Source organism: Pseudomonas sp. E1MeOHC2 (genome assembly GCF_058745025.1).
The window spans coordinates 1,615,829-1,630,640 of record NZ_CP196675.1; the positions used below are offsets into that span (position 1 = coordinate 1,615,829).

Here is a 14,812-nt window from a genome sequence, read left to right on the forward strand (position 1 = left end):
CGACTACTTTGGCCAACTGCAGTAATACTTGAAGGCTTGACACCTAGATGGGGTTGCCCCGGTGGATTTCAAGCCTTTTCATTGATCGAAGGTTGCGCTGCGCTCGGCGCCTTGCTGACCACCACCATGGCGGGGCGCAGCAGGCGGCCGTTGAGCAGGTAGCCCTTCTGGAACACGTTCAATACGCTGTTCGGCTCTACTTCGCCGTTTTCCTGCATGGCCATGGCCTGGTGGTGCTCAGGGTTGAACGGCTGGCCGTGCGGATCGACGGCTTCGAGGTTGTAGCGCTTGAGGGTGTCCTGGAACATCTTCAGGGTCAGCTCGACGCCTTCACGCGTGCTCTTGACTTGTTCGTCGTCAGGCTTGAGATGCGCCAGGGCCATCTCCAGGCTGTCGATCACCGGCAGCAGGTCGCCAGAAAACTTCTCGAGGGCGAACTTGCGGGCCTTCTCGACCTCCTGCTCAGCGCGACGAATGCTGTTCTGCGCTTCTGCAGCGACACGCAGCGACTGATCCTTGGCGGCGGCCAGCTGTTCCTCGAGCTCCAGAACACGGGCGCCGACATTCTCTGCACCGGTCTCTTCGACGTTAAGGTCTTTCTCATTCAGCTGTTCGTCAGCCATTGGGTCTCTCCTGCGCAAATTTCTGGATTACGAGCCAGGCTCGCCTTTGTTGTCGGCTATATGGGGCCGGAAAAACCAGCTTCAAGGGGCAGCATGGTTTTCCGGGCCTATGAGAATCTCCGAACGGGCATTGTCAGGGTAGAAAAAAGTACTGTATAAATAACCAGACCTGACCCTTCGGGAGCCGCCCACATGCTGGTGCACCTGTCCATTCACAACTACGCCATCGTCGAACACCTCGACCTCGAACTTGCCCGCGGCATGTCCGTCATCACGGGCGAGACCGGCGCAGGCAAATCGATCATGCTCGACGCCCTCGGCCTGACCCTCGGCGACCGCGCAGACAGTGGCGTGGTGCGCCCCGGCGCAGACAAGGCAGACATCCTCGCCACCTTCGACCTGGCCGACATCCCCGAAGCCCGCACCTGGCTGGCCGAACGTGATCTGGACAACGATGGCCCGTGCATCCTGCGCCGGGTCATCACCGCCGAAGGTCGCAGCCGCGGTTACATCAACGGCACGCCCTGCCCACTGGGCGACCTCAAGTCGCTCGGCGAACTGCTGATCGACATCCACAGCCAGCATGAGCATCAGTCACTGCTCAAGACCGATACCCATCGGCGCCTGCTGGACGAGTACGCCGGCGCCATCGACCTGGCCCGCCAGGTACAACTGGCCGCCAAACGCTGGAACCAGACCCGCCTTGAGCGGGAACGCCTGTCCAATTCAGGTGACGAGCAACGCGCCCGCCACCAACTGCTCAGCTATCAGCTAGAAGAGCTGGACAACCTGGGCCTGGGCGAAAACGAGCTGGAGCAGCTAGAGCAGGAACACAAGAACCTGACCAATGCCGAAGCGCTGTTCGGCATCTGCCGCCAGGTCATCGACCAGTGCAGCGAGAGCGACTCGGGCAATGTGCTCAGCGCCCTCACCTCCAGCCTCAACCGGTTGGGCGCCGCCACCAACTCGCCCAAGGCCCTGGGCGAGGCCGCCACCCTGATCGCCAGTGCACAGATCCAGGTCGAGGAAGCCGTGGGCGAGCTCAATCGCTTTCTCGACCACTTCGACGCCGACCCAATGCGCCTGCAGGCCCTGGAAGAGCGTCTCGACACCATCTATACCCTGGCCCGCAAGCACCGCGTGCACCCCACCGAACTGCCGCATCTGCAGCAGCGGCTGATGGAAGAGCTGGAAAGCCTCAATGCCAGCGACGAGTCGATCGAGCGCCTGGGCGAAGAGCTGGCCGCCTACGCCCAGCACTACAAGGAACGGGCGCGCGAGCTGAGCGCCTTGCGCCAGCAGGCCGCTCAACAACTGGCGGTCGCCGTCGAGCAAGAAGTCCAACGCCTGGGCATGCCGGGGGGGCGCTTCTGTATCGAACTCACCCCTAACGAAGGCAACGACCTGTCGCCCCACGGCCTGGAGCAGATCGAATTGCTGGTAAGCGCCAACCCTGGGCAACCGCTCAAGGGCCTGGCCAAGGTGGCTTCGGGTGGCGAGCTGTCACGCATCAGCCTGGCGATCCAGGTGATTACCGCGCAGACCTCGCGCATCCCTACCCTGGTGTTCGACGAAGTCGACGTGGGCATCGGCGGCCCTACGGCCGAGATCGTCGGCCAACTGCTGCGCCGGCTGGGTGACCGCGGCCAGGTACTGACCGTGACCCACCTGCCACAGGTCGCGGCGCAAGGGCATCACCACCTGTTCGTGCACAAGGTGCGCAACAGCGACACCACCCACACGGCTGTGGCCAGCCTGGGCAAGCGCGAGCGGGTCGAGGAAGTGGCGCGCATGCTGGGCGGCATCGACCTGACCAAGGAATCCCTGGCGCATGCGCGCAAGATGGTGGTCAGCGGCAAGGCTTGATTGCCAATCTGCTCTCACCCCAAAAGCACAAAGGCGACCCGAAGGTCGCCTTTGCTGTTTATAACGATCGAAATCGTTACTTTTTCTTACGCACGTAGAGGACCAGATTGTGGTCCACCAGCTCGTAGCCATGCTCGGCCACGATCTCGCGCTGACGCTTCTCGATTTCAGCGTCCATGAACTCGATGACTTCACTGGTCTCCACGTTGACCATATGGTCGTGGTGACCGCCATCCGCCAGTTCGAAGACCGCGTGACCGCCGTCGAAGTTGTGGCGAACCACCAGACCCGCCGCTTCGAACTGGGTCAGCACGCGGTAGACGGTGGCCAGGCCGACGTCCTCGCCAGCCTCCATCAAGGCCTTGTAGACATCCTCGGCACTCATGTGACGCTGCTCGGTAGAATCGAGCATCTGAAGGATCTTTACTCGAGGCAGGGTAACCTTGAGACCGGCTTTGCGTAATTCGCTATTTTCAACCATGGTCAGCTTTCTCGCCGATGCTGCTTCGCAGCTTCTCTTAATACGGGTATGATCGGGGTTTACGTTGTCCAGCCAAGATAGTGGAAGTCGCCCACCGATGCAAAACACCAAGCTCTTGCTAACCAGCCTCACCCTAGTGGGACTGCTCGCACTCGCCGGTTGCTCGTTTCCCGGGGTTTACAAAATCGACATCCAGCAGGGCAATGTCGTCACGCAGGACATGATAGACCAATTACGCCCGGGAATGACCCGACGGCAAGTAAGGTTTATCATGGGCAACCCGCTGATTCAGGACACGTTCAACACCAACCGTTGGGACTACCTGTACAGCCTGCAGCCTGGTGGCGGAAAACGCCAGCAAGAGCGCATGAGCATTTTCTTCAACGAAAGCGACCAACTGGTCAACCTGTCTGGCGATTTCATGCCAGGCGTGAGCCGCGACCAGGAAATCCTGGGTGGCAGCAGCGACACCACTGTCAGCCCGGCGACTCAGCCAGAGCAGGCCACACCTCAGCCAGAAGAGAAACCGGCCAAGCCGGGTTCGGTGGAAGATTCCATCCAGCGCGAGATCGACACCATCGAGACCACCCCGGTCCCGACACCAGCACCGCTGGAAACCTCCCCGCAATAAACGCGGGCGGCAATAAAAAGCCCGGGCCTAGACCCGGGCTTTTTTGTGCCCGACAAGCACTCAGGCATTAAGCTGCTTGGCGCGCTGGCAGAAGGCATCCACCAGGGTGTTGGCCGCCTGATTGAACAGCGGCCCCAACGTCGCCCGTACCAAGGGCCCTGCATAATCGAAGGACAGATCCAGGCTGATCTTGCAGGCCTTCTCGCCCAGTGGTTTGAACACCCACACGCCATGTAACTGGGAGAACGGCCCCTCTTCCAGATTCATTTCGATGGACTGCCCCGGCACCAGCACATTGCGCGTGACGAAATGCTGGCTCATGCCACCTTTGGCAACCTCAAGCTTGGCGCGCATGTGCGTGTCACTGGCCTCGATGACCGTGGACGCCGAGCACCATGGCAAGAATTGCGGGTAGCTGGCCACGTCATTGACCAGATCGTAAAGCGCCTGGGCGGGATACGGCAGCAGGGCAGAGCGTTGAATATGGGTAGTCATCCAGGCGTCACTTCCAAGGCTGGGTGGCGGCGCTTCGCAGCGCGCCAAAAGCAGGTTCTGTACCTACGACAGGGCCTGTATTGTCCGGTATTCATTGCAGTGGCTCAAGCACACCGAAATCCCATAGCCGACGACGCATCGAGTTGCCTATAATGCCGCCCCTATGGCTAAACAAAAGAAACATCCGACCGGGACCATCGCGCAAAACAAGAAAGCGCGACACGATTACTTCATCGAACACAAGTTCGAGGCCGGGCTGGTCCTGTCCGGTTGGGAAGTAAAGAGCCTGCGGGCCGGCAAGGCGCACCTGACCGACAGCTACGTGCTGCTCAAGGATGGCGAAGCCTGGCTGTTCGGCAGCCACATCACCCCGCTGACCACGGCCAGCACCCACGTCATCGCCGACCCTATCCGCTCTCGCAAGCTGCTGCTGAACAAGCGCGAGCTCGAACGTGTGGAAGCGGCCGTGGCGCAAAAGGGTTACACCTGTGTGGCCCTGGCGCTGTACTGGAGCAAGCACCTGATCAAGTGCGAGATCGCGCTTGGCAAGGGCAAGAAGGAATTCGACAAGCGCGACACCGTGCGCGAACGCGATTCCAACCGCGAGCTGCAGCGTGCCGTGCGTAACAAGGGCAAGGAAGACTAGGTCTTCTTTAGCCTGTGCGGGCCTCTTCGCGGGGCAAGCCCGCTCCCACACGTAACCCACCGAATTTGAAGGCAGTGGGTTATCTGTGGGAGCGGGCTTGCCCCGCGAAGAGGCCTGCGCTGCAAACGCAAACCTCAGCGCCCGCTGCGCCGCTCCGCCCGCGCCACACGCTGCGCCTCTTCGTGCGCTTCATGCAGCACCTCCTGCACATACAAAATGTGCCGGCTGGAAACCTCCCGCGCATCCTCCGCCCTGCCCTCGACAATCGCCAGGTACAGCTCCCGGTGCTGACTGATCAGCATGTCCCGGGTTTCGGTCCGCTGCTGGTACATGCCGCCAATATTGGTCACCACGTTACGCTTTAGCAGGTCGAACAGGCCGCGAATGGTATGCAGCAAGACCGCGTTATGGCTGGCCTCAGCTATCGCCAAGTGGAAGCGCGCATCGGCCGCGCCCTCCTCCGCCCGGGTCACCTCGTCAACCCGGGTGTAGCAGTCCTGCAACACGTCGAAGGCCGCTTTGAGCCGTGCCCGGTCAGGCTCGGTGGCGCGCTGGGCCGCGTAATAGGCGCAGGAAGCCTCCAGGGTATGGCGGAACTCAAGCAAGTCGCGCTGCGCCTCGGGGCTGTGCTCAAGCAACTGCAACAGCGGGTCGCTGAACGTCGAGCCCAGCGACTCTGCAACAAAGTTGCCACCGCCCTGACGACTGATCAGCAGCCCCTTTGCCACCAGCTTCTGAATCGCCTCACGCAGTGACGGGCGCGACACACCGAACTGTTCGGCAAGGGCGCGCTCGGCCGGCAGCCGCTGGCCCGAGGTCAGCGTGCCTTCGAGAATCATCCCTTCCAACCGATCGACGATGTCGTCGGACAGGCGCCGTTGGCGGACCTGATCAAAAACCATCACATGCTCTCCACAAACCCCCGGCAGATATCAGGGGGCGCCTATTCTCGCCGATCCACGCCGTACACACACCCATCAACGGGTGTTTTTCCAAGGCCATCAGACGCCCGCTCATCGGCACGCGACCAAAGTTTTGTGTCGGACAAATTGACACACCCACAACAGCGCTTTTAACCTAGCGCCCAGACATTGTAAATTGGTCTTACCAATTATCCAATGCCAGTGCTGACCAACAACAATTAGGGGCCACCCCATATGCAAACCTGGCAACAACTCTATAGCCCGCTTGGTAGTCTTGGCCTGTCCGCACTGGCGGCAGTCATCCCTATCGTGTTCTTCTTCCTCGCCCTCGCCGTGTTCCGCCTCAAAGGCCACGTCGCCGGCAGCATCACCCTCGCGCTGTCGATCCTGGTGGCGATCTTCGCCTTCCAGATGCCTGTCGACATGGCCTTTGCCGCCGCGGGTTACGGCTTCCTCTACGGCCTCTGGCCAATTGCCTGGATCATCGTTGCCGCGGTGTTCCTGTACAAACTCACGGTCAAGAGCGGCCAGTTCGAAGTGATCCGCAGCTCGGTGCTGTCGATCACCGACGACCAGCGCCTGCAAGTGCTGCTGATCGGCTTCTGCTTCGGTGCCTTCCTGGAAGGCGCGGCCGGCTTTGGCGCACCTGTGGCCATCACGGCCGCGCTGCTGGTGGGCCTGGGCTTCAACCCGCTGTACGCCGCCGGCCTGTGCCTGATCGCCAACACCGCGCCGGTCGCCTTCGGCGCGCTGGGCATCCCGATCATCGTGGCCGGCCAGGTCACCGGCATCGACGCCTTCCACATTGGCGCCATGACCGGCCGCCAACTGCCGCTGCTGTCGCTGTTCGTGCCGTTCTGGCTGGTGTTCATGATGGACGGCCTGCGCGGCGTGAAAGAAACCTGGCCTGCAGCGCTGGTCGCCGGCCTGAGCTTTGCCGTAACCCAGTACTTCACCTCGAACTTCATCGGCCCAGAACTGCCAGACATCACCTCGGCCCTGGCCAGCCTGATCTGCCTGACCCTGTTCCTGAAAGTCTGGCAGCCCAAGCGTTCGTTCACCGAAGCCAAGGGCAGCGTCGGCGCCGCCGTCGTGCAATCCAGCGGCAGCCAGCCAACCCCTTACAGCTTCGGCGAGATCTTCAAGGCCTGGTCGCCGTTCCTGATCCTCACCGTGCTGGTCACCATCTGGACCCTGAAACCGTTCAAGGCCGCGTTCGCGCCGGGCGGTGCGATGTACAACTTCGTGTTCAACTTCGCCATCCCGCACCTTGACCAACTGGTGATCAAGACCGCCCCGATCGTCGCCGCGCCAACCGCCATGCCAGCGGTGTTCAAGCTCGACCCGATCTCCGCCACCGGCACCGCGATCTTCCTCTCGGCGCTGATCTCCATGGCGGTGCTCAAGATCAACTTCAAAACTGGTCTGACCACTTTCAAAGAGACGTTCTGGGAACTGCGCTGGCCGATCCTCTCGATCGGCATGGTGCTGGCCTTCGCCTTCGTCACCAACTACTCGGGCATGTCCTCGACCATGGCCCTGGTCCTGGCCGGCACCGGCGCCGCGTTCCCGTTCTTCTCGCCGTTCCTCGGCTGGCTGGGCGTGTTCCTGACAGGCTCCGACACCTCGTCCAACGCCCTGTTCAGCTCGCTGCAGGCCACCACCGCGCACCAGATCGGGGTCAACGACACCCTGCTGGTGGCCGCCAACACCAGCGGCGGCGTGACCGGCAAGATGATTTCGCCACAGTCCATCGCCGTGGCCTGCGCTGCCACCGGCCTGGTGGGCAAGGAATCCGACCTGTTCCGCTTCACCGTCAAGCACAGCCTGTTCTTCGCCACCATCGTGGGCCTGATCACCCTGATCCAGGCTTACTGGCTGACCGGCATGCTGGTTCATCACTAAAGTGAAAGGGGCCGGGCGCCACGCTGCGCCCGGCATTCCCCTCAAGCAACGCTGCGAGAATCCATGATCATTTCCGCCTCCACCGACTATCGCGCCGCGGCCCAACGCAAGCTGCCCCCCTTCCTCTTCCACTACGCCGACGGCGGCGCCTACGCCGAGCACACGTTGCGCCACAACGTCTCGGACCTGGCCAGCATCGCCCTGCGCCAGCGCGTGTTGAAGAACATGTCCGAGCTCAGCCTGGAAACCAAGCTGTTCGACGAAACCCTGAGCATGCCCGTGGCCCTGGCCCCGGTCGGCCTGACCGGCATGTACGCCCGCCGTGGCGAAGTGCAGGCGGCACGCGCCGCTGCGGCCCATGGCATCCCGTTCACCATGTCGACCGTGTCGGTGTGCCCGATCGAAGAAGTTGCACCGGCCATCAACCGGCCGATGTGGTTCCAGCTGTATGTGCTCAAGGACCGCGGCTTCATGCGCAACGCGCTGGAGCGGGCCAAGGCCGCCGGGGTCAAGACCCTGGTGTTCACCGTCGACATGCCCGTCCCCGGTGCCCGTTACCGCGACGCCCACTCCGGCATGAGCGGCAGCAACGGCCCGATGCGCCGCGTGCTGCAAGCCATGACCCACCCTGAGTGGGCCTGGGACGTCGGTGTGATGGGCCGCCCACACGACCTCGGCAACATCTCCAAATACCGTGGCAACCCCACAGGCCTTGCCGACTACATCGGCTGGCTGGGCAACAACTTCGACCCGTCGATCTCCTGGAAAGACCTGGAGTGGATCCGCGACTACTGGGAGGGCCCGATGATCATCAAGGGCATCCTGGATGCCGACGATGCCCGCGACGCGGTCAAGTTCGGTGCCGACGGCATCGTCGTGTCCAACCACGGCGGCCGCCAGCTCGACGGCGTGCTGTCCAGCGCCCGCGCCCTGCCGGCGATTGCCGACGCGGTCAAGGGCGACCTGAAGATCCTCGCCGACTCCGGCATCCGCAGCGGCCTCGACGTGGTGCGCATGATCGCCATGGGCGCCGACACCGTGCTGATCGGCCGCGCCTTCCTCTGGGCCCTCGCCGTGCATGGCGAGGCCGGGGTGAAGAACCTGCTCGAACTGTTCGAGAAGGAAATGCGCGTGGCCATGGTGCTGACCGGCGCCAAGACGATCAGCGAGATCACCCGCGATTCGCTGGTGCGCGAACTGGGCGCCTGATTGCGCCCCCACGAAACACCGCCTGATTGACCGGGGCATGCGGCGCACCAGACGCCGTGGCCCCGCGAGGAGATTGCATGAGCCTGCCCGCCGCGTTCCTGCGTGATGTCGAGCGCCTGATACCCGCCGAACGCCGTTTCGACGACCCGACCTCCACCCTGGCCTTCGGCACCGATGCCAGCTTCTATCGGCTGATCCCCAAGCTGGTGGTACGCGTCGAGTCCGAGGACGAAGTGGTCGGCCTGCTGCAGTTGGCCCAGCGCGAGCGCGTGCCGGTGACCTTCCGCGCCGCCGGCACCAGTTTGTCTGGGCAGGCCATCAGCGACTCGGTGCTGATTGTGCTCGGCGACAACTGGAACGGCCGTGAAATTCGCGGCCAGGGTGAGCAGATCCGCCTGCAGCCCGGCGTCATCGGCGCCCAGGCCAACGCCTGGCTGGCCCCCTACGGCCGCAAGATCGGCCCAGACCCCGCCTCGATCAACGCCTGCAAGATCGGCGGCATCGTCGCCAACAACGCCAGCGGCATGTGCTGCGGCACTGCGCAAAACACCTATCACACCCTGGCGGGCCTGCGCCTGGTACTGGCCGACGGCACCCGCCTGGACAGCGAAGACCCGGCCAGCGTCACGGCCTTCAAGCACAGCCATGCCGACCTGCTGGAAGCCCTGGCCCGCCTGGGCCGCGAAACCCGCGCCAACACCGAACTGGCAGACCGCATCCGCCACAAGTACCGGCTGAAGAACACCACCGGCCTGTCACTCAATGCCCTGGTGGACTACGACCAGCCGCTCGATATCCTGCAGCACTTGCTGGTCGGGTCTGAAGGCACGCTGGGCTTCATCAGCGCCGTCACCTACGACACCGTGCCCGACCACCCGCACAAGGCCAGCGCCCTGCTGGTGTTCCCCAGCGTCGAGAGTTGCTGCCGCGCGGTGACCGTGCTCAAGCGCCAGCCCGTGTCCGCCGTCGAACTGCTCGACCGCCGCAGCCTGCGCTCGGTGCAGAACATGCCCGGCATGCCCCTGTGGGTAAAAGGCCTGTCAGACAATGCCTGCGCGCTACTGATCGAATCCCGCGCCGCCAGCCAGACGCTGTTGCATGAGCAACTGCAGCAGGTGATGGCATCGATTGACGACTACCCCCTGGAGCAGAAGGTCGAGTTCAGCGAAGACCCGGCGGTGTACAACCAGCTGTGGAAGATCCGCAAGGACACCTTCCCCGCCGTTGGTGCCGTGCGCCAGACCGGCACCACGGTGATCATCGAAGACGTGACCTTCCCCGTCGAGCAACTGGCAGAGGGCGTCAACCGCCTGATCCAGCTGTTCGACAAGCACCATTACGACGAGGCGATCATTTTCGGCCATGCCCTGGAGGGCAACCTGCACTTCGTCTTCACCCAAGGCTTCAACAGCGCCGAAGAAGTCGCGCGTTACCAGGCCTTCATGGACGACGTGGCACAACTGGTGGCCGTGGAGTTCGGTGGCTCGCTGAAGGCCGAGCACGGCACCGGGCGCAACATGGCGCCGTTCGTGGAACTGGAGTGGGGCCATGACGCCTACCAGTTGATGTGGGCACTCAAGCGTCTGCTCGACCCCAACGGCATCCTCAACCCCGACGTGGTGCTGAGTGAAGACCGGGATATCCACCTGAAAAACCTCAAGCCCTTGCCGGCTGCCGACGAAATCGTCGACAAGTGCATCGAATGCGGTTTCTGCGAACCGGTGTGCCCGTCCAAGGGGCTGACCCTGAGCCCCCGCCAGCGCATCGTCATGTGGCGTGATATCCAGGCCAAGAAACGCGCCGGCGTCGACACGCGGGAGCTGCTCAAGACCTACCAATACCAAGGCCTCGACACCTGCGCCGCTACCGGCCTGTGCGCCCAGCGCTGCCCGGTCGGCATCAACACCGGCGAGCTGGTGAAGAAGCTGCGCAGCCAAGCCGCCGAGCACGCAAAAACCGCCGACTGGCTGGCCGATCATTTCCACACGGCATTGAGTGGCGCCCGCCTGACCCTGACCGCCGCCAATGCTGCCCGCAAGCTGCTCGGCGCCCCACGCCTAAGCCGCCTGACCGCATCGCTGAGCAAAGCCAGCAACGGCCGACTGCCGCAGTGGACGCCGGCCATGCCGCAGCCGCTGCGCGCCATCGACTTCGGCCCCGCGAGCAACGATGCCCGCCCCCGCGTCGTGTACCTGGCTGCCTGCGTCTCACGCGTGATGGGCCCGGCCTATGCCGACCGCGAACAAAGTTCGCTGCTGGACAAGACCCGCGCCCTGCTGGAAAAAGCCGGTTACCAAGTCGTGTTCCCGGACAACGCCGACAGCCTCTGCTGCGGCCAGCCATTCGCCTCCAAGGGTTACCCAGAGCAGGCCGAGCACAAACGCCAGGAACTGATCAACGCCCTGCTGCATGCCAGCCGCGGAGGCCTCGACCCGATCTACTGCGACACCAGCCCCTGCACCCTGCGCCTGGTGCAGGACCTGGGCGACACCCGCCTGGACCTGTACGACCCGGTGCGCTTCATCCGCACCCACCTGCTGGACAAACTGGAGTTCACCCCCCAGGACGAGCCGGTGGCCGTGCACGTGACCTGCAGCACCCAGCACCTGGGCGAAAGCCAGGCGCTGATCGACCTGGCGCGGCGGTGCAGCAAGCAAGTGGTGATCCCGGAAGGCATTCACTGCTGCGGGTTTGCCGGTGATAAAGGCTTTACCACCCCAGAGCTCAATGCCCACTCGCTGCGCAGCCTGAAGGATGCGGTGCAGTATTGCAGCGAAGGGATTTCCACCAGCCGCACCTGTGAGATCGGGTTGTCGAGCCACAGCGGCATCGACTACCACGGCCTGGTCTACCTGGTAGACCGCGTCACCCGCCCCCGCAGCATCTAACAACTACCGCAAGCGGTGTGAGAGCAACTGTCTTGCTCAAACGTCTAAAGTCGGCCCGATCCCTGTGGGAGCGGGCTTGCCCGCGAACACGGGCGAAGCCCGTGCCATCCCACCTCAACTTCCTAAGGTTTTCAGGGCTCGCGCGCCAGCACCAGCTCGGCCAACGCCCTGCTCATCTGCACGTTATGCACCGAGTTGACCAGCATGCCGATACCCGGCTCACCGGCATTGCCGCAGATGTATTCATCCAAGGTGTCTTCAATCCCGCGCATCAGCTGAATGGCGTACAGCAACGCCTCCGGTGAAGGGACTTTGTTGTCGATGGTATAGAACGGACGTGGTGACGTTTGGCTGGGTGGATCAGGAACGAGTTTCTTCATGATGAATTCTCCGAGCTCACAAAAGGAGCTGTCACCCGCTTCCTCTCACAGAAGGAAGGCGGCAGCCGTACGCGGGGTGAGAGACCGGCGAACATCGGGATTCCGGCCAGGCCGAAGCCTGCCCACGAACGGCTGCCATAACACAGGCACGATGTAATCGCCGGGCTCTCACACCCGATCGCCAAACCACGGCGACCCAGGGAAACTAGCCCCTACGCCCATCATCGACAACAGAGAAACGGCTGCGGCGCCAGTAGGATAATTCCCAAACCCATTCCACCCGAAGCATTTAGTTTCAAGTTCAGAATTTACCTACAGCCCCGCCAGCATCCTGATTGAACCCTCGCCAAATTCGCACAGTCCACCTTACAGGCCCACCTTCCCGAGGCCTCATAAGGAGACACCCATGAAAGGTACCGCGCTTTCGGCCCTCTTCGCGGCCGCCACCCTCCTGGCATCCCCGGTGTTTGCCGCCGACGACCTCTGCACCAACAACCTGCAGAAGATCGACGACAGCATGGCCACCGCCGGCGCCACCTCCGAAGGCCTCGACAAGGCCCTTACCGAGCACGTCGACAAAGCCAAGGCCGCCCAAGCCTCGGGCGACACCAAAGAATGCATCGCCATCACCAGCAAAGTGCTGGAACGCCTGGAAAAAACCGAGAAAGGCAGCGGCTCGGCCGGTGGCAGTGGTAGCTGAGCCTGAGGCGGGCGGCGGAACCTGTTGTCGACGCCGCCCGCTTTAGCGCGTATACTCAGCCTCACGTGCCGAAAGGTACGGTCAGCTAGAGCTGAGTGTGGGGCCGATTAGGATTCGACGCCGGTAGCGAAACTCTAGGTGCATGCCGAGTTGGTAACAGAACTCGTAAATCCACTGTTGCAACTTTCTATAGTTGCCAATGACGAAAACTACGAGGGTTACGCTCTCGCTGCGTAAGCAGCTGAGCCCGCTCTCCTGGTAGCTTCGGCTCCAGCAATCATCAGGGGATGCCTGTAAACCCGAAATGATTGTCATACAGAACAGGATCGTCGTGTAGCACGTTGGGGGCAAAGCGACTAAAACTTACCCAACTCATCCAAAGCACCCTGCCCGTCGGGCGGCTGCGGATTAAATCAGTAGACACGGCTAAGCATGTAGTACCGACAGCGGAGTACTGGCGGACGGGGGTTCAAATCCCCCCGGCTCCACCAAATTATCAAACAAAGACGTCCACGGACGTCTTTTTTTGTGCCTGGAAGTCAGTGAAATCAAGGGTTTACTGATCTTTTGAGGGCCACAACGGTTTTTTGAGTTCCAGCCATCCCGGTATTCCCCGTGGTATTCCAGCCTACCTGGGGCTAATCTTGGGAATACCAAAAGGTGTCATGGAGCATCTCCCATGTGCGCTCAGACAGCTCGTCTCTCCGACCGCCAGCTCAAGACGGTCAAGCCCAAAGACAAGGACTACGTCCTCACGGATGGCGACGGCCTGCAGCTTCGCGTCCGGGTCAACCGCTCGATGCAGTGGAATTTCAACTACAGGCATCCGGTCACCAAAAATCGCATCAACATGGCGCTCGGCTCCTATCCCGAGGTCTCGCTGGCGCAAGCTCGGCGGAAAGCGGTTGAGGCTAGGGAAGTACTTGCGCAGGGGATCGATCCCAAAGCTCAGCGCAATGATCTCGCGCAGGCCAAACTAGCCGAGACGGAACATACGTTCGAGAAAGTAGCTACCGCCTGGTTCGAGCTGAAAAAGGACTCGGTCACGCCGGCCTATGCTGAGGACATCTGGCGCTCACTCACGCTGCACGTTTTTCCGAGTATGAAATCGACTCCGATCTCGGAAGTCAGCGCACCGATGGTGATAAAGATCCTTCGCCCTATCGAAGCCAAAGGCAGCTTGGAAACGGTGAAGCGGCTTAGCCAGCGCCTCAACGAGATCATGACCTACGGGGTCAATTCGGGAATGATTTTCGCGAACCCGCTCAGCGGGATTCGGGCGGTATTCAAGAAACCGAAGAAAGAAAATATGGCGGCGCTACCACCCGAGGAGCTTCCTGAGCTCATGCTGGAAATAGCGAATGCCAGTATCAAGCGCACGACCCGCTGCCTGATCGAGTGGCAGTTGCACACGATGACTCGCCCTGCCGAGGCGGCAACTACTCGCTGGGTAGACATCGACTTTGAAAGGCGAGTCTGGACTATCCCACCGGAGCGGATGAAGAAGCGCCGCCCGCACAGCATCCCGTTAAGCGATCAAGCCATATCATTGCTGGAGATACTGAAGTCTCACAGTGGTCATCGGGAATACGTTTTCCCGGCAGACCGAAACCCTCGCACTCATGCCAATAGCCAGACCGCCAACATGGCATTGAAACGCATGGGCTTCCAGGACCGCCTGGTCAGCCACGGCATGCGCTCGATGGCCAGCACCATATTGAATGAACATGGGTGGGACCCGGAGCTCATCGAAGTGGCGTTGGCGCACGTCGACAAGGATGAGGTGCGCAGTGCCTACAACCGAGCCGACTACATCGAGCGACGGCGGCCGATGATGGCTTGGTGGAGCGAGTACATTCTGAAGGCGTCGACGGGCAATCTCTCGGCCAGCGCGATGAATGTGGCTAGGGATCGGAACGTAGTACCCATCCGGTAGGGCGGCGACACTGGCGACAGACCGCATGCCATCTACATCCTCGCCGTCTGAGCGGATGGCGACATTCGCCAACTCGCCTCAATTTTGGCTTCTCCGGCTAAGCCCGTGAGCATGGGGAGGCTTCGCATC

General features: G+C 62.0%; 13 protein-coding genes and 1 other RNA gene. 9 read left to right on the top strand and 5 right to left on the bottom strand.

The window, feature by feature from the left end:
- Positions 1–68 precede the first annotated feature (68 nt).
- Complete coding sequence (gene grpE / locus ACSSU5_RS07195; RefSeq protein ID WP_264311510.1) at positions 69–623, bottom strand: nucleotide exchange factor GrpE; 555 nt, start codon at positions 621–623, stop codon at positions 69–71.
- A 192-nt stretch (positions 624–815) separates the two neighbouring features.
- On the opposite strand from grpE, the gene recN reads away from it, so the two are divergent.
- Positions 816–2,489, top strand: a complete 1,674-nt coding sequence (recN, locus tag ACSSU5_RS07200) for a DNA repair protein RecN (protein WP_264311509.1) — start codon at positions 816–818, stop codon at positions 2,487–2,489.
- Between the two features lie 76 nt (positions 2,490–2,565).
- Here recN and fur read toward each other — a convergent pair whose 3' ends face one another.
- Complete coding sequence (gene fur, locus ACSSU5_RS07205) at positions 2,566–2,970, bottom strand: ferric iron uptake transcriptional regulator (protein WP_015271870.1); 405 nt, start codon at positions 2,968–2,970, stop codon at positions 2,566–2,568.
- Positions 2,971–3,067: 97 nt separating this feature from the next.
- Here fur and bamE point away from each other — a divergent pair, with 97 nt between their 5' ends.
- Positions 3,068–3,601 (top strand): outer membrane protein assembly factor BamE domain-containing protein, encoded by a 534-nt coding sequence (gene bamE / locus ACSSU5_RS07210; RefSeq protein WP_264311508.1) that lies wholly within the window; start codon positions 3,068–3,070, stop codon positions 3,599–3,601.
- A 60-nt stretch (positions 3,602–3,661) separates the two neighbouring features.
- Here bamE and ACSSU5_RS07215 read toward each other — a convergent pair whose 3' ends face one another.
- Entirely contained in the window at positions 3,662–4,096 is a 435-nt protein-coding gene (locus ACSSU5_RS07215; RefSeq protein ID WP_264311507.1) for a type II toxin-antitoxin system RatA family toxin, read from the bottom strand.
- Between the two features lie 163 nt (positions 4,097–4,259).
- Here ACSSU5_RS07215 and smpB point away from each other — a divergent pair, with 163 nt between their 5' ends.
- A complete protein-coding gene (gene smpB, locus ACSSU5_RS07220) occupies positions 4,260–4,742 on the top strand; it encodes an SsrA-binding protein SmpB (protein WP_012312633.1) in 483 nt (160 codons plus the stop codon).
- A gap of 134 nt (positions 4,743–4,876) precedes the next feature.
- Here the strand turns inward: smpB and ACSSU5_RS07225 are convergent, their stop codons facing one another.
- Complete coding sequence (locus ACSSU5_RS07225; protein ID WP_264311506.1) at positions 4,877–5,644, bottom strand: FCD domain-containing protein; 768 nt, start codon at positions 5,642–5,644, stop codon at positions 4,877–4,879.
- Between the two features lie 255 nt (positions 5,645–5,899).
- Here ACSSU5_RS07225 and ACSSU5_RS07230 point away from each other — a divergent pair, with 255 nt between their 5' ends.
- From ACSSU5_RS07230 to ACSSU5_RS07240, 3 genes are all read left to right on the top strand, one after another.
- On the top strand, positions 5,900–7,570 hold the full coding sequence (locus ACSSU5_RS07230; RefSeq protein ID WP_492560878.1) for a lactate permease LctP family transporter: 1,671 nt from the start codon (positions 5,900–5,902) through the stop codon (positions 7,568–7,570).
- A gap of 63 nt (positions 7,571–7,633) precedes the next feature.
- Positions 7,634–8,779 (top strand): FMN-dependent L-lactate dehydrogenase LldD, encoded by a 1,146-nt coding sequence (gene lldD, locus ACSSU5_RS07235; protein ID WP_264311504.1) that lies wholly within the window; start codon positions 7,634–7,636, stop codon positions 8,777–8,779.
- A 77-nt stretch (positions 8,780–8,856) separates the two neighbouring features.
- Entirely contained in the window at positions 8,857–11,667 is a 2,811-nt protein-coding gene (locus tag ACSSU5_RS07240; RefSeq protein WP_492560879.1) for an FAD-binding and (Fe-S)-binding domain-containing protein, read from the top strand.
- Positions 11,668–11,798: 131 nt separating this feature from the next.
- Here ACSSU5_RS07240 and ACSSU5_RS07245 read toward each other — a convergent pair whose 3' ends face one another.
- Positions 11,799–12,047 carry a hypothetical protein gene (locus ACSSU5_RS07245; protein WP_099455354.1) on the bottom strand — a complete coding sequence of 83 codons (249 nt, stop codon included), beginning with the start codon at positions 12,045–12,047 and terminating at the stop codon, positions 11,799–11,801.
- Positions 12,048–12,453: 406 nt separating this feature from the next.
- Between ACSSU5_RS07245 and ACSSU5_RS07250 the strand changes: the two genes are divergently transcribed.
- From ACSSU5_RS07250 to ACSSU5_RS07260, 3 genes are all read left to right on the top strand, one after another.
- Positions 12,454–12,747: a PA2433 domain-containing protein gene (locus ACSSU5_RS07250; protein WP_492560880.1), complete on the top strand. Its 294-nt coding sequence runs from the start codon at positions 12,454–12,456 to the stop codon at positions 12,745–12,747.
- A 99-nt stretch (positions 12,748–12,846) separates the two neighbouring features.
- Positions 12,847–13,238: a transfer-messenger RNA gene (gene ssrA, locus ACSSU5_RS07255) on the top strand.
- Positions 13,239–13,426: 188 nt separating this feature from the next.
- Complete coding sequence (locus ACSSU5_RS07260) at positions 13,427–14,683, top strand: integrase domain-containing protein (RefSeq protein ID WP_492560881.1); 1,257 nt, start codon at positions 13,427–13,429, stop codon at positions 14,681–14,683.
- Positions 14,684–14,812: the final 129 nt, after the last annotated feature.

Bases quoted from the DNA above. Each gene is read 5' to 3' on its own strand.
- grpE (WP_264311510.1), bottom strand. From the start codon at position 623: ATGGCTGACGAACAGCTGAATGAGAAAGACCTTAACGTCGAAGAGACC.
- recN (WP_264311509.1), top strand. From the start codon at position 816: ATGCTGGTGCACCTGTCCATTCACAACTACGCCATCGTCGAACACCTC.
- fur (WP_015271870.1), bottom strand. From the start codon at position 2,970: ATGGTTGAAAATAGCGAATTACGCAAAGCCGGTCTCAAGGTTACCCTG.
- bamE (WP_264311508.1), top strand. From the start codon at position 3,068: ATGCAAAACACCAAGCTCTTGCTAACCAGCCTCACCCTAGTGGGACTG.
- ACSSU5_RS07215 (WP_264311507.1), bottom strand. From the start codon at position 4,096: ATGACTACCCATATTCAACGCTCTGCCCTGCTGCCGTATCCCGCCCAG.
- smpB (WP_012312633.1), top strand. From the start codon at position 4,260: ATGGCTAAACAAAAGAAACATCCGACCGGGACCATCGCGCAAAACAAG.
- ACSSU5_RS07225 (WP_264311506.1), bottom strand. From the start codon at position 5,644: ATGGTTTTTGATCAGGTCCGCCAACGGCGCCTGTCCGACGACATCGTC.
- ACSSU5_RS07230 (WP_492560878.1), top strand. From the start codon at position 5,900: ATGCAAACCTGGCAACAACTCTATAGCCCGCTTGGTAGTCTTGGCCTG.
- lldD (WP_264311504.1), top strand. From the start codon at position 7,634: ATGATCATTTCCGCCTCCACCGACTATCGCGCCGCGGCCCAACGCAAG.
- ACSSU5_RS07240 (WP_492560879.1), top strand. From the start codon at position 8,857: ATGAGCCTGCCCGCCGCGTTCCTGCGTGATGTCGAGCGCCTGATACCC.
- ACSSU5_RS07245 (WP_099455354.1), bottom strand. From the start codon at position 12,047: ATGAAGAAACTCGTTCCTGATCCACCCAGCCAAACGTCACCACGTCCG.
- ACSSU5_RS07250 (WP_492560880.1), top strand. From the start codon at position 12,454: ATGAAAGGTACCGCGCTTTCGGCCCTCTTCGCGGCCGCCACCCTCCTG.
- ACSSU5_RS07260 (WP_492560881.1), top strand. From the start codon at position 13,427: ATGTGCGCTCAGACAGCTCGTCTCTCCGACCGCCAGCTCAAGACGGTC.